The 21,245-nt window shown below is 46.5% G+C and carries 17 protein-coding genes; 9 read left to right on the forward strand and 8 right to left on the reverse strand.

Translation table 11 applies throughout. From position 1 onward, the window contains the following. Positions 1-54 precede the first annotated feature (54 nt). Positions 55-861 (reverse strand): Cof-type HAD-IIB family hydrolase, encoded by an 807-nt coding sequence (locus ENLAB_RS03520; protein ID WP_244352646.1) that lies wholly within the window; start codon positions 859-861, stop codon positions 55-57. A 172-nt stretch (positions 862-1,033) separates the two neighbouring features. Here ENLAB_RS03520 and ENLAB_RS03525 point away from each other — a divergent pair, with 172 nt between their 5' ends. The 5 genes from ENLAB_RS03525 to ENLAB_RS03545 all read left to right on the forward strand — a co-directional run bounded on the left by ENLAB_RS03525 (position 1,034) and on the right by ENLAB_RS03545 (position 8,226). Then, positions 1,034-2,029, forward strand: coding sequence for an ROK family protein (locus ENLAB_RS03525; RefSeq protein ID WP_220426827.1), 996 nt, complete (start codon positions 1,034-1,036; stop codon positions 2,027-2,029). A gap of 37 nt (positions 2,030-2,066) precedes the next feature. Further along, positions 2,067-3,908 carry an FAD/NAD(P)-binding protein gene (locus ENLAB_RS03530; protein WP_244352647.1) on the forward strand — a complete coding sequence of 614 codons (1,842 nt, stop codon included), beginning with the start codon at positions 2,067-2,069 and terminating at the stop codon, positions 3,906-3,908. Positions 3,909-4,106: 198 nt separating this feature from the next. Beyond that, the gene (locus ENLAB_RS03535) at positions 4,107-5,045 is read left to right on the forward strand and encodes an AAA family ATPase (RefSeq protein WP_244352651.1); all 939 of its coding nucleotides are present in this window, start codon (positions 4,107-4,109) and stop codon (positions 5,043-5,045) included. A 2-nt stretch (positions 5,046-5,047) separates the two neighbouring features. Next, a complete protein-coding gene (locus ENLAB_RS03540; RefSeq protein WP_244352656.1) occupies positions 5,048-6,091 on the forward strand; it encodes a DUF58 domain-containing protein in 1,044 nt (347 codons plus the stop codon). Continuing rightward, the gene (locus tag ENLAB_RS03545) at positions 6,088-8,226 is read left to right on the forward strand and encodes a transglutaminase-like domain-containing protein (RefSeq protein ID WP_244352658.1); all 2,139 of its coding nucleotides are present in this window, start codon (positions 6,088-6,090) and stop codon (positions 8,224-8,226) included. The genes ENLAB_RS03540 and ENLAB_RS03545 overlap by 4 nt, the downstream gene beginning before the upstream one ends. 58 nt (positions 8,227-8,284) lie before the next feature. On the opposite strand, the gene ENLAB_RS03550 is transcribed toward ENLAB_RS03545, so the two are convergent. Next, on the reverse strand, positions 8,285-10,936 hold the full coding sequence (locus ENLAB_RS03550) for a cation-translocating P-type ATPase (RefSeq protein ID WP_244353410.1): 2,652 nt from the start codon (positions 10,934-10,936) through the stop codon (positions 8,285-8,287). Positions 10,937-11,285: 349 nt separating this feature from the next. On the opposite strand from ENLAB_RS03550, the gene ENLAB_RS03555 reads away from it, so the two are divergent. After that, positions 11,286-12,029 carry an NADPH-dependent oxidoreductase gene (locus ENLAB_RS03555; RefSeq protein WP_244352660.1) on the forward strand — a complete coding sequence of 248 codons (744 nt, stop codon included), beginning with the start codon at positions 11,286-11,288 and terminating at the stop codon, positions 12,027-12,029. A gap of 120 nt (positions 12,030-12,149) precedes the next feature. Here the strand turns inward: ENLAB_RS03555 and ENLAB_RS03560 are convergent, their stop codons facing one another. Continuing rightward, positions 12,150-12,500, reverse strand: coding sequence for a hypothetical protein (locus ENLAB_RS03560; protein ID WP_244352661.1), 351 nt, complete (start codon positions 12,498-12,500; stop codon positions 12,150-12,152). 160 nt (positions 12,501-12,660) lie between these two features. On the opposite strand from ENLAB_RS03560, the gene ENLAB_RS03565 reads away from it, so the two are divergent. After that, on the forward strand, positions 12,661-12,969 hold the full coding sequence (locus ENLAB_RS03565) for a DUF5960 family protein (RefSeq protein WP_008378984.1): 309 nt from the start codon (positions 12,661-12,663) through the stop codon (positions 12,967-12,969). Between the two features lie 128 nt (positions 12,970-13,097). Beyond that, on the forward strand, positions 13,098-13,304 hold the full coding sequence (locus tag ENLAB_RS03570) for a glycine zipper domain-containing protein (protein WP_244352662.1): 207 nt from the start codon (positions 13,098-13,100) through the stop codon (positions 13,302-13,304). A gap of 142 nt (positions 13,305-13,446) precedes the next feature. Here ENLAB_RS03570 and ENLAB_RS03575 read toward each other — a convergent pair whose 3' ends face one another. Both ENLAB_RS03575 and pepV read right to left on the reverse strand, forming a co-directional pair. Then, complete coding sequence (locus tag ENLAB_RS03575) at positions 13,447-13,740, reverse strand: hypothetical protein (RefSeq protein ID WP_244352663.1); 294 nt, start codon at positions 13,738-13,740, stop codon at positions 13,447-13,449. 220 nt (positions 13,741-13,960) lie between these two features. Beyond that, positions 13,961-15,385, reverse strand: a complete 1,425-nt coding sequence (gene pepV, locus ENLAB_RS03580) for a dipeptidase PepV (protein WP_005225493.1) — start codon at positions 15,383-15,385, stop codon at positions 13,961-13,963. Between the two features lie 159 nt (positions 15,386-15,544). On the opposite strand from pepV, the gene ENLAB_RS03585 reads away from it, so the two are divergent. Next, a complete protein-coding gene (locus ENLAB_RS03585) occupies positions 15,545-16,381 on the forward strand; it encodes an NAD(P)H-hydrate dehydratase (RefSeq protein WP_081116578.1) in 837 nt (278 codons plus the stop codon). A 74-nt stretch (positions 16,382-16,455) separates the two neighbouring features. Here the strand turns inward: ENLAB_RS03585 and ENLAB_RS03590 are convergent, their stop codons facing one another. The 3 genes from ENLAB_RS03590 to ENLAB_RS03600 are packed head-to-tail and all read right to left on the reverse strand — an operon-like array spanning position 16,456 to position 21,220. Further along, positions 16,456-18,510: a beta-galactosidase gene (locus ENLAB_RS03590; RefSeq protein ID WP_244352664.1), complete on the reverse strand. Its 2,055-nt coding sequence runs from the start codon at positions 18,508-18,510 to the stop codon at positions 16,456-16,458. Further along, entirely contained in the window at positions 18,507-20,744 is a 2,238-nt protein-coding gene (locus ENLAB_RS03595; protein WP_244352665.1) for an alpha-galactosidase, read from the reverse strand. Before ENLAB_RS03595 ends, ENLAB_RS03590 begins: the two co-directional genes overlap by 4 nt. A 2-nt stretch (positions 20,745-20,746) precedes the next feature. Continuing rightward, on the reverse strand, positions 20,747-21,220 hold the full coding sequence (locus ENLAB_RS03600) for a hypothetical protein (protein WP_244352667.1): 474 nt from the start codon (positions 21,218-21,220) through the stop codon (positions 20,747-20,749). Between the last annotated feature and the right edge of the window lie 25 nt (positions 21,221-21,245).

The raw sequence follows: 21,245 nt of genomic DNA on the forward strand, positions 1-21,245 counted from the left end.
GTCTACTTTCAGTCAAATGAAAGGACGCGCTGTCCCTGCTAGGGAGCGGTTTTTTTATTGGTTCATTTGTAGCGGTAACAGACGTTCGATGGTTTTCAGCACGCCATTTTCATCGTTTGACTTGGTCACAAACGCTGCCGCTGCCTTGACTTCCTCAAAGGCATTGCTCATGGCGAAACTAAACGTGCCAGCTGCCATCAACTCCAAATCGTTCAAGCCATCACCGAAAACCATTGTCTCCTCTGGTGTGACGTGCAGCAATTCTTGCAAGTGTGCCACAGTCGTTCCTTTGTGGACGCCTTGATTGGTGATATCGATCCAAGCGGCTTCCGAAGCCACGATGTAGGCGTCGTTTGTAAACTCGCTTAACTGTTGGACATGCTCAAAGCAACGTAGTTTTGGATCAAAAATAGTGAGCTTCACAAAATCTTCGGTGATGGTTTGATAATCCGCCACCGTTTTGACCACCCGATAAGAGCCACGCACTTTCTGGGCATCTGCTTCATTGGTCGTTTCAGCAATGTACGCCGCAGTCGGTGTACAGGCGATGATCACATGATCTTGCGCAATCGCAGCGAGCTTCGCAATGATCCGCCGCCCTAATTCGTTTGGCAGCAGTGATTCAAAGATGTACTCTCCTTGATGTTTGATACGGGTCGCGCTATCCCCAAGAATCCAAACATCCGCTGCCGCTTCTCCAAACAGTTCTTCCACTCGTTCACACTGTTTGCCGGTACACGCCGCAAAAGCAACCCCCGCTTCTTTCATTTGTTGGCTGACTTGTTCATAATAAGGCCGATCAAAACTGCCTTGGCTGTTCAAAAATGTGCCGTCTAAATCTGTGATGACTAATTTGATCATACGTTTCTCTTCCCCTCTACCTCGTGTCCTCTGCATTGCGGATTACTTAATTAATATTATTAATTAAGTATACTTATTTTCAAGTTTTCCGTCAAGTCAGTCTTTTAAAAACTTTACATCGTTTCATCCCGTCGGTATACTTAATTAAATCACTTCATTAAGGAGAACACCTATGGCTTCTACCACCCATTCCATTCGCCAGCAAAACAAACAGCTGGTTTTAAAAACCTTATTTCAAAACGGGGCATTATTCGCCTCCGATTTAGTGAAGAAAACCGGCATCAGCATGGTCACCACTAACTCATTATTAAAAGAATTGTTAACAGAGGGGGAAATCACTAAAGGTCCACTGGAGCAAAAAGAGCTAGGGCGGCCTGCTGTGACCTATCAGCTAAACCAAGACCGAGGCCATTCTCTTTTGCTTAGCTTTATCGATCACGATGGTTCCTTGGCTCTTTGGTCCATGCTGATCGATCGTAAGGGGAAGGTTTTGGCAAAACACGACCAGCCGTTTCCTGATGTTGCCCCTCACCGCTTTCAAGAATGTGTAACGAACGAGCTGGCATTATTTCCCTCTGTAGAACAGATCGCCCTCTTTTTACCAGGAAAAATCAGTGAAGGAACCGTGACTTCCAGCTGGTATGAAAAATTCAATGGCTGGCACCTGGCAGACCTCGTGGCAGAGGTCACTGCACTGCCCTTCTACTGTCAAAACGATGCCCATATTTTAACGATCGGCTATTGCATCGCCCAACAGATCTCCTTGCAGCAAACCATCGTCGGCATGTACAATCCCGAAAAAAGCATGCCTGGTATCACGCTCTTGGTCAATGGTGCGCTTTTAGAAGGAAAAGATGCCCTAGCAGGAGAGGCGAAATTTTTGCCCGGCTACTTAGATCAAGGGGTACCGCAAGACCGCAGGGCTTTGGTCCAGCGCCTGGCAAGCTTACTGCCATTTTACAATGCAGCTTTTGCCCCCCACTGTATCATTTTAGCCAGCAGTGATGCAGTAAAAACCGATCTCTTAGACGCGATCCAAAAAAATCCATTGCTGCAGCAACAACCCAATCAGCCTGCTTTCCATTATATCGATGCCATCGAGGAAGCCATGGTGCTAGGCATGCACTGGCTGATTTTCCGCAAGACACCTTTTGACTTAGCTCGTTGATGACACAAAGACCATAGAATAATTGAGGCGGTGTGATATGAAAATAGCAATCATTGGTGCTGGTCCTCGTGGACTTTCACTTTCCGAACGACTGATTGCTCATAGCAAACAAAACAAACAAGCCATCGACTTGCTGCTGTTTGATCCCTTTCTTCCTGGGGCAGTTTGGCGCACGGATCAATCGGCAGATCTGCTATTGAATTCTGTGACCAGTCAAGTCACCCTTTTCACGGATGACACATTAAGCACCGGCGGCCCCGTGGTCAAAGGACCTACCTTATACGAATGGGCAGTGACAGAAGGGAAACATTTCGCAGCCACGCATGCCCCTGAGCTCGTTGCGGAATGCACAGCACTTGATTCACTTGATCCGAACGGGCATTGCTCACGGGCTTTATATGGACTCTATCAGCAGTGGTTTTATCAGCAGCTGTTAAAAGAGCTGCCTGAATCCATTACCGTCAATCATCTGTCAGATAGGGTCAGCTCCTTGACCCCGCTTTCCAACAATCGTTACCAATTGACGACGGCTCACCAAACATTCCTTGTTGATGCCGTCGTCTTAGCTACAGGACATTCACAGACCCAGCTGTCATCAGGGGAACAACAATTGGCGAATGCTGCCGAAAAAAATGGCTGGTTTTATGCACCGCCAGTCAATGCGGCAGATACGGATCTAACGGCGGTGAAAGCTGGCGAACCTGTGATTTTACGGGGACTAGGACTTGCCTTTTACGATTACGTCACCCGCTTGACCAGCGGTCGGGGCGGCACCTTCGTCAAAGTCAATGGAACCCTCGTCTATCAACCTTCTGGTGAAGAACCGCAAATCATCGCCGGTTCTCGGCGGGGTGTCCCGTATCATCCTCGCGGCCGCAATCAAAAAACACCGACCCAGCAGCGAAAGCCCGTTTTTTTGACCCCTGAACGCCTCGCTGCTTGGCAAGCAGCCAAAACGGTTGCTGGCAAGACCCTGCTCTTCTATTTAAAAAAAGAGGCAGAACTCGTCTATTATCAAACGCTGCTTATAGAAAAACAACGGCTTGTCAAAGATCAGCTTGCCGCTTTTACCGCCGCCTTTGTTGCCACGGAAGGATCTGAAGACTTGCTGAAAAAATGGCAGCTTCCTACGACGGAGTGGTGGTCATGGCAACAACTAGCCGATCCCTTTGCTCAGAAAAAGCAGCAGTCGTTGCAAGACTTTTTCATTGCACTATTACGTACCCAAATTCAAGATGCCGAAAAAGGCAATCTAACGGGACCTATCAGCAGTGCCTTGGAAGTCTTCAAAGATCTGCGGGACCCGATTCGGTTTGTTCTCGATCATCAGCTAATGCCAGCACAAGACCTGAAAACACTCTTTTGGCAGTCTTTCGTTCCCTTAAACAGCTTTTTATCGATCGGTCCGCCAGTTAGGCGCCTGCAGGAACTAGTGGCATTGATGGAAGCCGGAGTGGTGACCTTACTAGGTCCTGACATGACTGTTGAGATCGAGGAGGCTTATTGTACGTATTCAAAGCGATTTCCCGACACACGCTATCACGCGACGCAACTAATTGAGGCCCGCATTCCATCGACAGCGATTCGTCGAACCAACAATTCCTTGTTGCGGCAACTGCTAAACGATCGGATCATTCACCCGCACCAGTTGCCGATCCCCAATGAGGAGCCTTTTGAGACGGGAGCTATCGCCATCGATCCAGAGACCAATCAGGTCCTTGGACCAGATGAACGCCCCTACACTACCCTCTATTGTTTTGGGATTCCCACAGAAGGCATCCACTGGCTGACGGCTGCCACTGCTCAGCCGGGAACTGATGCTTGGAATTTACGGCAGGCGGATCAGATCGCCGCTGAGCTTTTGCGCGCATCCCTTTAACAAATGGGTCCATCATTTCCATGAAAAGCAGACACCTGATGAACCATTCGGGGGTCTGCTTTTGTTACGTCTTCCGTCACACTGATTTTTCTTCATTATTTAGAATATTCTTGAAATTTTCTTTAATTGTTACACGAAAATTGCGACAGTTCTAGAAAACCGTTACAATAGAAGAAAAGAACGCAAGGAGGTTGTTTCATGACCGCTGAATTACAAAAAATTAATGCCTTGATCGCAGAAGTGGAAAAAGTGATTTTAGGCAAACGAGATGTGATCCAATTTACCGTAGCTGCGCTGCTTGCTGGCGGGCACGTTTTATTCGAAGATATTCCCGGTGTCGGGAAAACAATGTTGGTCAAGTCGTTAGCAAAAGCCATTCAGAGTGACTACAAGCGAGTCCAGTTTACCCCTGACCTTTTGCCTAACGATATATTAGGTGTCTCGATTTTTAATTCCCAAAGCCACCAGTTCGAGTTTCGTCCTGGTCCGATCTTCACCTCCGTCCTCTTGGCAGATGAGATCAACCGCACCACACCAAGGACGCAAGCCTCGCTCTTAGAAGCCATGTCAGAAAATCATGTCACCATCGATAATCAAACGTACCCATTGAGCCCCCACTTTTTTGTGTTAGCTACCCAAAACCCAATCGAATATGAAGGAACGTATCCTTTGCCTGAAGCCCAATTGGATCGTTTTTTGTTCCGACTGCATATCGGTTATCCAGATTTTCAAGATGAGCTCGCCCTCTTGACTGGAAAACGACAGCAAAGCTTGGATCAGATCCAAACCATTTTACATGCTGATGAAGTGACCGCTTTAAAAGCGATGGTCGATGACGTGTATGTCGATGAGCGGGTCGCCCGTTACGCATTGCAGCTGGTTCAAGCGAGCCGTCAGCATAATGCCATTGACCTTGGTATCAGCCCTCGTGGTGGGATCGCCTTCTTAAAAGGGGCAAAAGCGTTAGCATTGACGGAAGGTCGGACCTTTGTCACGCCGCAAGACTTGCAGCGAATTTTACCAGCAGTCTTCGGTCATCGTTTATTACTGAAAGGCGGCGTTCATGCCAGCACGGAGACCCTTTCAGACTTGATGAAACAGATGATCCAACGAGTGCCTGTCCCAACGAGGAGATAGCGATGAAGAAAAAGAAGCTTGAACGCCTACTGCGCCTCCTGTTGTTTAGCGCTGCCTATTTTCTGCTGCTGGCTTACTGTGTGATCTTCAATAATAATGCTGGCTGGAGCCTTTGGTTTTTGCTGACTTTGTTATTGTTGCTTGATGCAGTATTCTTGCTCCCCTCCCTCAAGAAGGTCCAAATCATTTTAGAAGAATCGATCCAAGCTGAAACACACACAGCGATCACCTTACCGCTGCAAGTCTTCAAGTATCGCCCGACGCTGCTGCCGCTGGTCGATTTCACCTTACAGTTTGACGATCGTTTCAAGGAAAGTCATCACAGCGCCTTTTATCGAGGCAATCTGATTCGGCTGCAGCTGCCTTGGACCCCAAAGGAGCGAGGCAGCTATGAAGAATTGCCCGTTCAATTGTCCAGCCATGATCTCTTTGGCTTTTTTGAAAAAAGCTACGCTGCAGTTGCGAAACAATCGATTTTGATCCTGCCTAAATTGGCGCCAGAAGCTGTTACCCTGCTGCCATTTTTTAAACAGCAAGTCCGCAGCCAAACCCACGGGGAACCCAATTTTTCTATTCGACAGTTCCGTCAATACCAGTTAGGGGATTCCTTAAAAAATATCGATTGGAAATTATCCAGCAAACAACAGGAATTGATCTATCGCGAACGAGAACATGAAGAAGAACAAGACATCGTTCTGCTCTTTTGGGGAGAAGATCATCCTGCTTTTGAAGAGACTTTGACACTGTTTTATTCGATCCACCATTTCTCGCAAAATCAACGACTTTTTCAGCCGCTCTTGATTGGTGACGGATTGACTTCTCCTTACCAAACGGATGCCGCTGCCTATGCCCAGATCCTTCCCTTCGAGAAAGTTCCTGAAGGGGTACCGCTTTTGACTGGCAGCCATCTTGTCTTCATTACCCCGGTTTTTACCCCACAACTGGAAGACTACCTCAGTCAGTTGGAAGCAAAAAACAGCTGCCAAGTGTTTACCTACGCTGATTTAATGAGGCAGTTGAATAAACTTGAGGAGGCGGTAGGATGAGATTTATTAAGAAAGCGCTGATTGGTCTTCTGACCTTTCTCAGTCTATCACTGGTGATCTTGCCGTTTATCGCAGTTTATGACCTTGGCAATCAGTTCACCCTTTTAACTTATGCCTTTAGTGTCTGTTTGATTTTGACCGTGGTGCCGAAAGTCCGTTACAGTTTGCCTTTGCTGGCAGCCGCTTGGCTGATCGTCTTGTATCGGATCTTTCCTTATGGGACTGCCTTTTCTTTTGATTGGCTGCTGCGTTTTTGGCTAGACCTGCACCGTGCCTTTCAAGAGATTCTCAGCGGTGAAGTCGGCTATATCACCGAACTGGCGGCGGTGACATTGATCGTTAGTTGGGTTTTGTTTTTAGCGATCTTACCGATCGCTTATCAACGCTTTTTCTTGATTTACGCTACCATGATCGGCTACCTGCTAACAGTCGTGATTTTTAATCGATTTGATTTGACGTGGCATTTGATCGGTATTTTTCTTTGTGCCTTGGCTTCTTCACTGATCCAGCGCAGCGCCTTTCAATCTAGTCAAATGATCGCCCCCTGGTTCGCCGTGATGCTATTGATTGGTGGATTAGCCGTCACTGCTGTCTACTTGCCGCAAACGAGCCTGCGGGATCAGTTGGCAGCCCGTTCCACGCCTATACGGACAAATCTGAATCAGCTGGGTTTTTATCAATTTATTGAAGAACATGGCACGCCCAGCGGCTCTCGCACAGGATTCAGTGAAAACGACCGTCAATTAGGCGGACCACTACTGGATGATGCGACGATCTTATTTGAAGCGCAACAAGAAACCCCGCATTACTGGCGGGTGGAAAGCAAAGACTTTTATTCTGGTAAAGGCTGGATCAGTACGAGCCGCGAAGAGGCTCGCTTGGAAGCAGAGGGCATCACGATCGCGGATCAAAGCTATCAGCAAGCCTATCTTGAGAACGAATCCGTTCGGGTCCAATTTCAAAACCATGGAGACTATGTTCCATTGCCCTATGGACGCAGCACGTTGTCCCTTGAAAACGGTGCTCGCGGTTTTCAAATCAGCGATGCCATCCAGCGGGTCGATCTCATTGATCCACTCCCAGACACCACCTTGACCTTCGATTGGGACCATCCAGATTTTGCCGCAGAAAATCTCCAAAATCTGCCTTTGATCTATCCGGATTCTCCGATCGATTATATCCAGTTACCCGATTCTTTGCCGCAGCGGGTACGAGATCTCGCCGCTGAGATCACCGCTGACAGCAACAGTCTGTTTGATCAAGTCACGGCGGTTGAAAGCTATTTGAAAGATCCACTCGTATTCCGCTATTCCAAGACCGATGCCGTCGTGCCTGCAGAAGAGCAAGATTACGTTGATCAATTTTTATTTGAATCACAAGTCGGCTACTGCGACAATTTTTCCACGGCAATGGTCGTGCTACTAAGGAGTTTAGAGATCCCTGCTCGCTGGGCTAAAGGCTTTTCTCCTGGATCCCCCGTGACAGAAAACGGCATCACTACTTATACTATCCGTAACTTGAATGCCCACTCATGGGTGGAAGTCTACTTTGACGGATACGGCTGGGTGCCTTTTGAACCGACCCCTAGTTTCCAAAATCCAGATCGTCCCGTGTTGACGCAAGAATCTACTAGCTCCGAAGAAACACCGACCGCTAGCAGCGAGACAACACCAACGAGCAATACGGAAACAGAAAGTAGTGAAACCACGACCAGCAGTTCTGCAACAGCCGCGGTTACCAATGACGTTTGGTTGACTGAGGAGCTGAAACAAACGCTGCGCAATGGCTTCTTTGGAGGCTTAGCTATCTTAGGACTTGGCCTGCTTTTCTATTTCCGCCATTCGTTTTTCCGTATTCATTTATGGTTGATCTGCCGCTTTAACAAACAGCCGCTAGTTGCTGCCTATCCTTTGTTTTTACGGCAAACGACGAAAGTGCTGTACCGTAACGAGGCGGAGCCGTTGATCGATTATGCCCAACGACTCGAAGCCTTCTATCCACTGTTCCATGGTGATTTTATCCGCTTGACGCAGCAATACGAAGCCTATCTTTACAGCCAAGAACAGCCGGCTGGTCAAGAAGCCTTCTTAAAGCAAGTCGCTGCCCAAATCAGTCAGCTGAAAAAACTCAACTAAGCAGTGAGGAGAAACGACAAAAAAACGTATCGATCAAAGGATCGATACGTTTTTTGCTTTAGGCGTTTCCTTGACGTTTTTGAACGGCAATAATAATCAGTTTCGTGATTTCCATCAAAACAACTGCCACAGCAGCCATTGCGATACATAGACCGACATGTCCCAAAGTGAAGGTTGCTGGAATCGCAAAGACTTCACGGATGCCAGGAATCAAGGTAATGCTGTATAGTCCACCACAAACGACGATCGCCAACCACACCATTTTATTGGCAAAAAGGCCAGCTTGCCAAGCAGTCTCAGTGTTTGAGCGTGCTGGCAATGTTTGCAATGTTCGGCTCCAGATAAGTGTTGAGAAGGCCATCGCTACACCTAATTCAGGTGATTGGTTCATTCCTAACCATTGTGCCAAAATCACGACAGCGGCAATCAAAATACCGCGATACGTTACTGAGATCAATGTTTTTCCAGTGAAGATACCTGCATTTGGATCTCTTGGCTGGCGCTGCATGATGGTTGGTTCGGCTTTTTCCATTCCAAGAGCAATCGCTGGTAATGAGTCGTTGACTAAGTTGATAAAGAGCAGCTGCAAGGCAGTAAATGGATTGTCCCAACCCATCACTAAGGCAAAGATGATCGCAATGATCGCACCTAAGTTTCCAGCAAACAAATACGAAATGGCTTTTTTGATGTTGTCAAAGACGTTTCGGCCAACTTCTACGGCACGAATGATCGAGGCAAAGTTGTCATCCGTCAAGACCATCGCCGCTGCATCTTTGGCAACGTCCGTTCCAGTTCCCATTGCGATCCCGATATCCGCTTGTTTCAAGGCGGGTGCATCATTGACCCCATCTCCGGTCATGGCAGAGATCTTGCCTTTGTCTTGCCAAGCCCGTACGATACGGATTTTGTTTTCCGGCGAAACACGAGCATAGACTGTGATTTTGTCTAATTGATCCTCTAGTTCGGTTTCAGAAAGAGCATCCAATTCCGTACCAGTCAAGGCTAAATCGCCCTCGGCTGAAATACCGATCTCTTGTGCGATCGCCACGGCTGTCGTTTTGTGGTCCCCTGTGATCATCACTGTTTTGATACCAGCAGATTTAGCATCCGCTACGGCTTGTTTGACTTCTTTACGAGGAGGATCGATCATTGCCATCAAACCAACCAAAATCAGCTCGTTTTCATCCTCTAGTGTCAATTCTCGTGATTGGGCATCGGTCAATGGACGGTAAGCAAACGCCAAGACTCGTAATGCCCGTTTTGAGAATTCTTCGTTTTGATGCTGCAACTTATTTCTGATTTCATCTGTTAAAGGCACGACTTGATCATCGATCAAGACTTTAGTACTGCGGCCAAAGACGATGTCTGGACCACCTTTGGTCAACAATAAATGTTCGCCATCGATCTCATGTAAGGTGGACATCAATTTACGATCAGAATCGAAAGGCAATTCTTGCAAACGAGGAAACTGTTGACGAATCGCCCGATACGGCTGATTTAGTTTCTCACTGTAATCCAGAAACGCAATTTCAGTAGGGTCTCCTAGCTTCGCCCCATCTTCACTGATGGCAGCATCATTGGCCAAGACACTGATTTCTACCAAGCGTTTTTCAGGCAATGTCCAGGTAGTTGGCTCATCGGGGAACGTGCCCGTTTGCCCATTTGGTAAATAGTAGTCAACAACGGTCATTTTGTTTTGGGTCAAGGTCCCTGTCTTATCGGTACAAACGATACTCGTTGAACCCAATGTTTCAACCGCTGGTAGTTTTCGAATGATGGCATGACGCTTCGCCATTTGTTTTGTTCCGATCGAAAGGACGATCGTCACGATCGATTGCAATGCTTCTGGAATCGCTGCTACGGCTACGGCTACCGCAAACATAAAGGCGTTGACTAAGTCTTCCGTCATATCACCTGTTCCGTCACCTAAGAACAGCCGTGCGACTTGAACCCCTAAAATAATCAATGAAAGGACCAAGATCGCTAAGCTAAGTTTTTTACTGAAGCTGTCCAGTCCTCTTTGCAATGGCGTTTTGTGTTCAACCGTACTTTCCAATAAGCCCGCCACTTGACCGATTTCTGTCACATTACCAGTTGCGGTTACGATAAACCGACCACGCCCATAAGTGACGATCGTTCCACTGAAGACCATGTTGTCACGGTCGCCGATCGGTGCGGTACGATCGATCACACCTAATTCTTTTTCCGCTGGCGTTGATTCCCCAGTCAGCATTCCTTCATCGACCTTCAAAGAACCCTCTTCGATCAATCGACCATCTGCTGGTACATAGTCCCCAGCTTCTAAAATAACGATGTCGCCGACAACCAATTCTTTCGCTAGCACACTTTGTTCTTTGCCATCCCGAATGACGTTAGCATCTGGTGCCGACAGGCTTTTCAAAGCGTCTAACGACCCTTCGGCTTTTTTCGTTTGAATCACACTGACGACGGAATTCAACAAGAGTACTGCGAAGATAACGATCGACTCAACGTGGGCACCCATAACCATTTGGATGATTGCCACGATCAGCAAGACGATCACCATCGCATCTTTGAAGGTATCTAAGAATAAGGCAAAGCTAGATTTCTTAGGTGCTTCCTTCAGCTGGTTCAGGCCATTTTCTAAGCGCTTGGCTGCCTCTTGCTGCGTCAACCCCTCTGGACTGCTCTGGACCTCTGCCATAATTTCCGAGATTTCTTTTTGATACATTTCTTTCGCCAATTTTTTTGCCCCTTTTAATTTTATTTTCCTTAGGCACTCTGCTAGAAAAAAAGAGACCTAAGACAAGTATACGCTTGTCTTAGGTCTCACCATTTCAAATAATACCAGAAAGCTGTCGCCAGCTTACTTACTGTTGATATTATCGCAGCTTGCGCCACCGGTTACTCCCCTAAGGAATAATAATAAGAATGTATCATTATCATAACGGAAACTGTTGTGCTTGGCAACTATAAAACATCAATTTGAAAATTTTTTGAAAACATTCTTTTTGTTCCCATTCCTTTTTTTCTGTTACACTAAGGAAGAAAGAAATTTGTATGTTACAGGAGGAAAAACGATGGATCTTTTTGATACTTTTACCCACCACAGCTCTGTCAGAGATTTTCAACCCCGGCCACTATCAAAGGAACTCAAGCAAAAACTAGTAACGGTTGCCCAGAGCGGTTCCAGCTCGAATTTTGTTCAAGCCTATTCGATCATTGAGGTCAGTGATCCCGAAAAGCTGGCTGAGATTGAAAAGCTCGCGGGTGCCCCAAACTATATCACTCGAACGGGCGTCTTCTACCTTTTTGTCGCCGACTTACATAAGCATCAGCAGCTGCTGACCCAAGCAGGATTGCCGGATACCCACTTAACCACGATGGAACCATTTATTGTGTCAGTCGTTGATACGACCATCGCTGCCCAAAATATGGTAGCTTACGCTGAAGCGCAAGACTTAGGAATTTGCTACATCGGTGGCATCCGCAATGATTTGCCTCGTATCGCAGAACTCGTCGGCTTACCAAAATTGACGTTTCCGTTATTCGGCTTGACGATCGGTTATCCGCAACACAGAAATGAGCCGAAAGTCCGCTTGCCCCAAGAAGCGATCGTAAGTGTCGATCAGTATCAACCGCTGACGCAGGAGCAAACAGCCCAGTACAACCAAACGACAGAAGCCTATTATGCACAGCGCAGTCGCAATCAACAGCAAACCAATTGGCAAACGAAAATGACGGAATTTTTCCGTGAACCGCGACGTCCAGATGTCGCTGCCTTTATGAAGCAACAAGGCTTCTCAGACCACTTCGGCGAATGAGGACACTAATCACCACGGGAAAATAAAAAACGATCGCTGGCAAGGAATCTTGTCAGGATCGTTTTTTTGCTTAGTGTAAAAAATCAGGTTCAGGCTGCTCTTATATTTTTGTCATGGTAATTAACGTGTGGCTTCTTGTGCGGCTTCGTTGACGGCAACTGCCTGCTCACATGTTTCCATTAATGCTGCTAACGCTTTATCTAACACTGCTTCATTTTCGGAGGTTCGCTGACTGATTTGCGTCATAGGCTGCGCCGCAAGATCCAGCAAATAGGTAGGGATTGCTTCTTTTTCAGCAAAAGTGCCCTTGATCAGCGGCTGGTAGATAGACTCGCCACAGGGGCCGGTTTTGATAAAGGCTAGTTCGAACTGCGCCTTCCCTGACAAACGCAACCGATAGACCCCTTCTTTGGTCAGCAGTTTTTCATCGGTAAAGCGTGCCTGTAATCGTGCGAAACGTTCGTAATCCATAGTATCTGCTCCTTTTTGATTCCTTCTTTTCTCTAGTGTAGCAAATTTCTTGTTAGCAAAACATCTCTTTCATAGAGAACGCCCCCTTTTTCCTCGTTTGGTGATTTTCCACTTTACAAACAGAACAAACGTTCGTATAATTCAAGTGAGGTGAATGCGTATGCCCGCTGCAAAAATCGCTTATGCAAAACAAGAAACCTATGCATTTGAAAAACACTATTATGAATTGGTAAACTTTCCCACACCAGTGGCGCTTTTGTTTGATGAATTCGCACTGACGATGGAGCGCAACCAAAAATCGTATATTGCGATCCCCGCGCGCTATTCCGTCTTAAAGGTTCCGCTCGTCTTTGTTTTTCGACTAGAGACTAAGGATGCGCCTGTTTATTATTATGAGCACGTACTTGCTGAAAATAAGATCATTCGCCGCTACAACCCCGAGCGTAATTATTTGCCCGGCGGAAGATAGACCAATGGTTCACCCCGTTTACTTTACTAAGCAACTGCACCCTCCTGATAAATATCACTGATCAGCAGTTCGAATGTTTGTCAACAAAACAAAACCCTTCTATACTAAAAAGAAAGGGGTTTTTCACAATGACGAAAAAACCGCCGCAAACGTCTGAAGGAAAAGAAGCCGCTTCTAACAATATGGGACTGGGGATCGGTGTCGGAATGGCCTTAGGTGCTGCATTTGGGATGCTGTTTTTTGACAACCTGGCATTAGGCATGGGTTTAGGCATCGCACTAGGTGTAGCGATCGGTGCCGGTATGGATCAAAAAAGCAACAAAGACCAGAAATAGTCGTAGCAAAGAGCTGTGCTTATCTGTCACAGCTTGCTGCCAAGTAAATAACAAAAAAGCCTAGGTTCTGCACTTGTTGTACAGGACCTAGGCTTTTTGCTACTTCGAGCAATATTCTCGAAAGCAGTTGCTTCACAGTTGGTTATAGCAGATCTCTTTTCGCCATTTCAGCGCGATACAGTTCATAAACCGCATCACTTTGCTTTGCATGGCTGCGGTAAAAGAGCCCATAAGAGAAAATCGCTTGGAAATTGCTTCCTTGATTTGCTCGTGCTACAGCGTGGTACAAATTCGCCAACTGCTGATCAGACATCTTCCCGCTTTTGATTCGTTTGGCAACTGCTTTTTGGGAAAGGGTAAATAAAATCGTCGTAAATACTTGATAAACCAACCAAATCGCCAGAATAACCAAAATAAATTTCATCAAATCAGGCATCACTTTTCAACTCCTTACAAAAAGTAAATCATTCGGATGATTTGATGTCAATAATAAAATAACCCAACGAAAATAAAATATTTATTTCCCAAAGTAATAAAATAGCAGTACGACAATGATTGAAACAATCAGTCGTACTGCTATTCCTTTATTACCTCTATTCATCTAAGTATTAATAAATCGACTCAGCTAAAAAAGAATAGACGGTATCAATGTCTCTTTATTTCGCCAAACGATAGATAGCATCTGCATAGATCACCGCTGCGTTGAATAGGTCATCCAAGCTCATGAATTCATTGGCTTGGTGCATGGTGTCGACATAGCCAGGGAACATTGCGCCATAAGCAACGCCGCGTTTCAATAGACGGCCGTATGTGCCGCCGCCGATGATTTGTTCGAAGCCTTTTTCGCCAGTATGTTCTTCATAAACCGCCAATAAAGTTTCTACCAATGGATCATCTGCTGGCACGTAGTGAGGTTCCATGTTGCGGTCATTGCGGGTAACGGTGGCCCCTTCCATACCGACGGTGCGTTCCACACCGATTTCAAGTCCTTCCGCAGTTACCCCTTTAGGATAACGGAAGTTCAATGCGATAAAGTTGTCTGCTTGCGTTCCTGCTTGGTTCGCTTTAAAAGCAAACAAGCCAGCATTCATAGTCAATTTACCCATTTTTTCGTCTTCGTACGCCACACCTAATTTTTCACCGTAGAAATCTTCATGGACATAGGCTGCTGCTGCATGGATGAATTGTTTTGCGCCGCCGCCAAAGGCATAGTTATCTAAGAAGACAGCTAAGAAGGTCCCTGCATTGATTCCTGATTGTGGGCTGGCACCATGGGCACCTTTACCGACTAATTCAATCGTCACTTGTTCATTTTCTGTTTCAATCGTGCCTGTCACTGGATTGGCTTCAACGTAATCGAAAAAGGCTTTTTCGATCGCTAATGCTTCTTCTGTTGATGGAGCAATGAAGCTTGCTGTTGCCGTTCCTGGCACCATATTTTCCCGCAAGCCAGCAGTAAAGCTTTGTAGCGTGAAGTCTCCTTCATTGTTGCCTTGGAAATGGATCCCTAATGTCACATTTCCTTTTTCTCCATTGATGATTGGGAAATTGGCATCTGGTGAGAAGCCAAAATCAGGCTTTTCTTCATGCTCAAAGTAGTAATCCATATCTGCCCAGCCGCTTTCTTCATCAGAACCAACGACAAAACGGATTTTTTTCGATAATGGCAAGCCCAATTCTTTGATGATCTTCATCCCATAATAGGCAGCCATTGAAGGACCTTTATCATCAGAAGAACCACGAGCATAGATTTTGTTGTCATTGATGACTGGATCATAAGGATCGGTTGACCAGCCGTCACCTGCAGGAACAACATCCATGTGGCCGAAGATCCCTAATGTTTCGTCTCCTTCACCAAATTCGATGTGACCAGCGTAGTTATCGACGTTTTTGACTGTGAAGCCATCACGTTCGCCATAAGCTAGCATGTGTAGCAACGCATCACGAGGTCCAGGACCAAATGGTGCATCCGCAGTCGCTTTATCATCTTCTCTTTCACTTTTCACTTTCAATAGATCAATCAAGTCGTTCAGCAAATCGTCTTTGCGGGCTTCGACCTCTTTTTTCCAATCGATTGTCATAGTGTTCCCTCCATTTCTGTTCTCGCTATTTATGATAACACTCTTAAACCAAAAAAGGAAAAAAAATTGCGCCTTTTTCCATGGGTCTTTTCTATGAAATTTCTAGGAAACAGGTATAATAAATATAACTCGATTTTGATTAACGAAAGGAGTCATTGCATGGAGCAACTTGATTCTGCGATTTTATCCAAAGTGATCCAACAGCGCCCGACAAAAAGCCACAAAGGTACCTTTGGCCGAGCCGTTTTAGTAGGGGGCAACCGCCAATTCGGTGGGGCGATCTTAATGGCTGCGCAAGCCTGTGTGTATGGGGGAACTGGTTTGACTACCGTGATCTCCGATGGTGTCAACCGAACCGCCCTGCACGCTCGCTTGCCTGAAGCGATGTTTGTCGATTGGCAGCAAACAGAACTGATCGATACGGTCACCGAATCGGCGGACGTCCTACTGATTGGTCCTGGATTAGGCGAAGGAAAAAGCAATTTTGATCTGCTGCAGCGGATCGTTTCTGCCCAAAAAGAACACCAATGGTTGGTGATCGATGGTTCGGCGATCAATTTGGCTGCCAAATATCCGCTGATCATCCCCTTTCCTGAACAAGTCGTCTTCACGCCGCATCAAATGGAATGGCAACGGCTCAGCGGACTGGCAATTGCCGATCAGACAGAAGAAAACAACCAACAAGCCCAACAAAAACTCGGAAGTCTGGTGGTCTTAAAAAGCCATCGCACGCAAATTTACGGCAGCAGCATCGCCCAAAATCCCCTCGGAACACCCGCAATGGCGACTGGCGGCATGGGGGATACGCTGGCAGGCATGATCACCAGCTTTTTGGCACAGTTTGAAAAAACAGAGGAAACGATCCAAGCGGCTGTCTATCTCCATAGCCTAATTGGCGAAGCATTGGCAAAAGAGCACTATGTCGTGTTGCCGACACAAATCAGTGCCGCATTGCCTCAATGGATGAAAAAGCACCAAGCATCTGATCCAGAATGATTTCTGATAAACCATTCATCAAAAAACCGTCCCTTTCTATGTTTGTCGAAAGGGACGGTTTTTCCAATAGTCAGCTAATTGTTAAAATAAACCACTCGCACTTCATACGGCGCCAAGGTTACTGTTGGAGGGACTGCTTGATTGGTCTCTAAATCAACGACTTCTTTGATCAAGTCCAATGTCTGCTCTTTCTCAGAAAAATTCATGATGAAAAAGTACGTTCGTTCTGGACTGATCCTGCCTTGGATCGAGACTTCAGGGTTGGCATGCGCGATCCTTTCCTCTGCCAAAGACAACTCACGGGCCAAAGAGGCATAAAACTGTTCGAAAAAGTCATAGTTGGTGCGAGCCGCCAGATAATAAGCGGTGCCGGCACCAAAGGCATTTTTGGTGATCGCAGGGGTTCCTTGGTAAAAATCTGCTTGATACTCCCCTAGTACCTCCGCTGTTTCGGCTTCGATGATTGCAGAGTAGTCCCGTGTTTCAAAGGGCTGTCCTTGAAAAACCACTTGATTATGTTCAGTGTCAAAAAGAGTTTCCAGCTCCAGCACGTTGATGCCTAATAACCCTCGCAACGGCTGTGGCAAGCCCCCCAGATACAATAGGTCGGTTTCATTGACCATGCCGCTAAAGTAACTGGAAATCAAGGTACCACCAGCTTCCGTGTACTGGCAAAGTTTTGCCATCGTCTCTGCTGTCATCAAGTAAAGCATCGGAGCGATCACCAACTGATAGTCAGAAAAATCTTGCTCTGGGGTCAAAATATCGACCGCGATGTCTTGTTCCCAGAAATAACGATAATGCTCCTGCAACGTTTGGGGATACCGTCGTGTTGGTCGCCCAAACCCGCCACCTCGCTTCAATGCCCAGTTGCTTTCCCAATCAAAAAGAATCGCCACTGCTTTTTTTCTGGTGGTTCCTTGAATTTCTTTGATTTTTTCCAAGCGCTTGCCGTAAGCCGCAACTTCTTTGAAGACCCGATTCTCCGTGGAATCATCATGTCCCACGACTGCCCCATGGAATTTTTCTGAATTGCCACGGGATTGGCGCCATTGAAAATACAAGGTACTATCTGAGCCATGGGCGATCTGTTGCATGGCACTCAACTGATGGACACCAGGCTTTTTCGCTTTATTGATGGAATGCCAGTTAACAAAACTCGGCGTGCATTCCATCACTAAAAAGGGCTGTTTCTTCAATGACCAGTACTGGTCATGCACATAGGCGGATTTCATCGCTGTCGCTGCCAGGGATTCAAAGTTGTTGTTCCAATCAGGGTAACTATCCCAGCTAACGATGTCCACATGACGAGCAAACTTGCTGTAGTCAATGCCTTCTAAAGGAATAAAATCTTGGGTAGCATGTCCTTCCGCCATAAAATTCGTCGTCACAGGAATGTCCGGGGTCAGTTGACGGATCGGCGTACATTCATGCAAATAAAAATCGATCGTCCTATCTGTGACAAATCGTTTCCAATCAAGATCCATGCCATGCACTTTGTGTTCTCCTAGAGGCGAAGGCGGTAAAACCTGCGACCAATCGGAGTAAGTACCACTCCAAAAAGAAGTCCACCAGGCATGATTCAACGTGGCTAAATCACCATATTTCTTTTGCAGCCAGCGGCGCCAGTTTTCTTGACAATAGGAGCAAAAGCATTCCCCAGAGTACTCATTGGAGATATGCCACATGGCTAATGCCGGATGCTTGCCGTAACGTTTTGCCAACTGCTGATTGATTTGCGTTACCTTTTCCCGATAGATCGGTGAAGAGTAACAGTGATTGTGGCGAAACCCATGGGAATGTTTTTGCCCTTGGGCGTTGGTCCGATTGACTTCGGGATACTTTTGGCTCAACCATTGCGGACGCCCACCGCTAGGAGTGGCCAAAATGACTTTGCCGCCGATACTATGGATCTGATCGAACACACGATCCAACCAGTCAAACCGATAAACGCCTTCTTGCGGCTCTAAGGCACTCCAAGCAAACACCCCTAATGTGACGGTGTTGACATGGGCTTGCTGCATATAAGCAAGATCCTTTTGCAAGATTTCTGGATAAGCCAGCCATTGATCGGGGTTGTAATCCCCGCCATGCATAAACTGCTGATCAAACAATTGATTGCCCATCATTCTACTCCTTTTTTGGCTTGTAACTGGTAGACAAATGATTGAAAATCGCCAGTGACTTGCGCCGTTCCATGGTTGACGGCATTAAACTGATAGGGTTTACGCAACCCTAATTGCCTTAACAACTGACCAGAGACGGGTTCGCCATTGACCTGATACACCTGTTGGCCATCGAGAAAGGCTACGGGCAAAAAGTCTTCCGCCGTCGGATTGGCTTGTGCCAACACGCGAAAGAAAGCAATCAATGCTTCTTCGTTTTGCGGATCATACACCGCCCAAGTTTTTTCATTGCCATGGTCCAACTGCTGCAGCTGGTAAAAAGTGCCAAAGGTCAGCAATTGCCGCTGTTTTTTATAAAAGACGATTTGGGATTTGATTGCCTGCTTTTCAGCTTCAGACAAATGAAAGAGATCGAGTTCATACCCCAAAGGCCCAAACATTGCGACGGTTTGCCGAAAGTCTAAAGACGTTGCCCGACCGACTTGGTGGTTTGGTGCCGCCGACACGTGATTGCTGAAGGAGGACAACGGATACCCTAGCAACGTTCCGCTTTGGATCGCTAAACGTTCCACTGCATCACTATCATCACTAGGCCAAATCTGCGGACTGTAAAACAAGATCCCCAAATCGTATCTCCCCCCGCCGCCAGCACAGCCTTCGATCAAAAGGGTCGGAAACGCCGCTAAGATTTTTTCATATAAGCGATAAAGACCTAAAATATAGCGATGATAAAACTCCGTCTGAGAAATTCCCTGTTCTGCTAAATAGGGAGAGTAAGCTTCCGTGATATTGCGGTTCATATCCCATTTGATGTAATCCAGCTTGGTTTCAAGGATCACTTTTTGCATCGCTTCGAAAATTGCCTCAACCACTGCTGGATTGGCAAAATCCAACACGTATTGTCCGCGCCCCACAGAGATCCGCTCATAAGGATGCTTGACTACCCACTCAGGATGCTCTTGGTACAACTGACTATCTGGCGAAACCATTTCCGGTTCAAACCAAATCCCCAGTTGCAGCTGCATGGCATGAATTTTCTCAGCAAAAGAGCCGATTCCTTTTGGAAATTTGACAGGGTCCGCCACCCAATCGCCTAATGAACTGCGATCATCGTTGCGTTTCCCAAACCAACCATCATCCAGCACAAAGCACTCCATCCCTAACGCCTTGCTTTCTTGGGCTAAGGTCAACAACTTCTCTTCATTAAAATCAAAATATGTCGCTTCCCAGTTATTAAAGACGATCGGCCGCTGCCGCTTTTGCCAATAAGGAGCAATCACATGCTTTTCGATAAATTGGGCGGATTCTTGACTCAAGCCATTCAGACCAGCAGCGGTGAAGGTGAAGAGACATTCTGGTGCTTCAAAGGTTTCTCCTTGTGAAAGCTGCCAGCTGAAATGCTCAGGATGTATCCCCAACATCAATCGAACGTTGTCCCATTCATCCATTTCCGCTTGCGCCAAAAAGTTGCCAGAATAAATCAGGTTGGCACCATAGACGTGACCAGTGTCATTGGTGGCTTGCTGTTCTTTTAAGGCGACAAAAGGATTGTGCTGATGACCAGACGCTCCTTTTAACGAGCCGACACTGATCGTCCCTTGGGTCAAAGGGACCGTCTTGATATGCCGTTCTTTCAGCCAGGCGCCTGAAAGGTGCAACAGTTCAAAATTGCGATTTTTCAGCTCCAAGACACCACTCAAAAAGCGCTGAATGGTTCTAGGCTTGCTCCCCGTATTGGTCAATGTTTGCTGCCGCGTGATGGTTCCTGATCCTTTGAAGATCGTATAGGTGATCGCCAGTTCCAGCTGCCGCTCTTGATCTACTAATTCAAAGACGATGCTCTGGCTTTCATCGGCAGCCGCGAAGCTGGCGGGTTGCGCCAGCTTTCGTTCTTTGCCCTCAAAACAGTGAAAAGCCACAAGTTTAAAATCCACATAAAGAGGGGTTTCTTCCTCAAAAACCGATACTGCCCCTTCTCGAAAATCAGAAGTCCCATATGTTGGCAATTCTTGAAAACGGTCCGCCAAGGTAAAAAGATTGTCTGCTTCAAAAAATTTGACAGTTCCTGCCGATTTATTCTCTTTTTTCTCAAGGTACGCTTGATCAAATGGCGCCAGTGTGCCTAGAGATGGCCCAAAGTAGACATGACCCAGTTGCTGATTTGGTAACACATTGATGATATAACTGATTTTTTCATTGTATAAGTGAAAGAGTTGTTCGTTTTTAATTTCTATCATTGCTATCCTCGATTTTCCCCATTTTTTTCATTTGTCCCTGCTCGTTGACAAGCTGCTTCAAGATAACGCAAGCGTTTTTTGACGCCACGATTGAAAAAGAATTTGTAAAACAGCGCCGCCAGCATAAAACTGTAGGTTGTTTTCTGCTGCTCAAAACGGCTTTGTTCCGAATACGTGACTTGCAGCTTCCCTTTTCGTCCTGGAGCAAAACTGTACCGTTGATCGATCACTCCTTCTTCATGGGTCGTACGAAGCCACAGCTCATCCGCGGCAATTTTTTTGACCGTCATGACGGCTGGTACCATCCGCGGAGCGGTTTTGGTTTGAATCATCGTTTCAATACGGCAGCCTTCCCCGAACGGTTCTTGGGCTTGTTTGGCTAGAAAGAATTTCTCTTGTTCCACCAATAACACACGGGAAAAGTCCGTAGATGTGGTATTCATTTGATAACTGCAAGACAATGTATCGGTTCTCATCACAAATTCCTTTCTAAAGGGTGCG

The sequence above is a fragment of the Enterococcus innesii genome (assembly GCF_022846515.1).
Classification (GTDB): Bacteria; Bacillota; Bacilli; order Lactobacillales; family Enterococcaceae; genus Enterococcus_D; species Enterococcus_D innesii.

Bases quoted from the DNA above. Each gene is read 5' to 3' on its own strand.
- ENLAB_RS03520 (WP_244352646.1), bottom strand. From the start codon at position 861: ATGATCAAATTAGTCATCACAGATTTAGACGGCACATTTTTGAACAGC.
- ENLAB_RS03525 (WP_220426827.1), top strand. From the start codon at position 1,034: ATGGCTTCTACCACCCATTCCATTCGCCAGCAAAACAAACAGCTGGTT.
- ENLAB_RS03530 (WP_244352647.1), top strand. From the start codon at position 2,067: ATGAAAATAGCAATCATTGGTGCTGGTCCTCGTGGACTTTCACTTTCC.
- ENLAB_RS03535 (WP_244352651.1), top strand. From the start codon at position 4,107: ATGACCGCTGAATTACAAAAAATTAATGCCTTGATCGCAGAAGTGGAA.
- ENLAB_RS03540 (WP_244352656.1), top strand. From the start codon at position 5,048: ATGAAGAAAAAGAAGCTTGAACGCCTACTGCGCCTCCTGTTGTTTAGC.
- ENLAB_RS03545 (WP_244352658.1), top strand. From the start codon at position 6,088: ATGAGATTTATTAAGAAAGCGCTGATTGGTCTTCTGACCTTTCTCAGT.
- ENLAB_RS03550 (WP_244353410.1), bottom strand. From the start codon at position 10,936: ATGTATCAAAAAGAAATCTCGGAAATTATGGCAGAGGTCCAGAGCAGT.
- ENLAB_RS03555 (WP_244352660.1), top strand. From the start codon at position 11,286: ATGGATCTTTTTGATACTTTTACCCACCACAGCTCTGTCAGAGATTTT.
- ENLAB_RS03560 (WP_244352661.1), bottom strand. From the start codon at position 12,500: ATGGATTACGAACGTTTCGCACGATTACAGGCACGCTTTACCGATGAA.
- ENLAB_RS03565 (WP_008378984.1), top strand. From the start codon at position 12,661: ATGCCCGCTGCAAAAATCGCTTATGCAAAACAAGAAACCTATGCATTT.
- ENLAB_RS03570 (WP_244352662.1), top strand. From the start codon at position 13,098: ATGACGAAAAAACCGCCGCAAACGTCTGAAGGAAAAGAAGCCGCTTCT.
- ENLAB_RS03575 (WP_244352663.1), bottom strand. From the start codon at position 13,740: ATGCCTGATTTGATGAAATTTATTTTGGTTATTCTGGCGATTTGGTTG.
- pepV (WP_005225493.1), bottom strand. From the start codon at position 15,385: ATGACAATCGATTGGAAAAAAGAGGTCGAAGCCCGCAAAGACGATTTG.
- ENLAB_RS03585 (WP_081116578.1), top strand. From the start codon at position 15,545: ATGGAGCAACTTGATTCTGCGATTTTATCCAAAGTGATCCAACAGCGC.
- ENLAB_RS03590 (WP_244352664.1), bottom strand. From the start codon at position 18,510: ATGATGGGCAATCAATTGTTTGATCAGCAGTTTATGCATGGCGGGGAT.
- ENLAB_RS03595 (WP_244352665.1), bottom strand. From the start codon at position 20,744: ATGATAGAAATTAAAAACGAACAACTCTTTCACTTATACAATGAAAAA.
- ENLAB_RS03600 (WP_244352667.1), bottom strand. From the start codon at position 21,220: ATGAGAACCGATACATTGTCTTGCAGTTATCAAATGAATACCACATCT.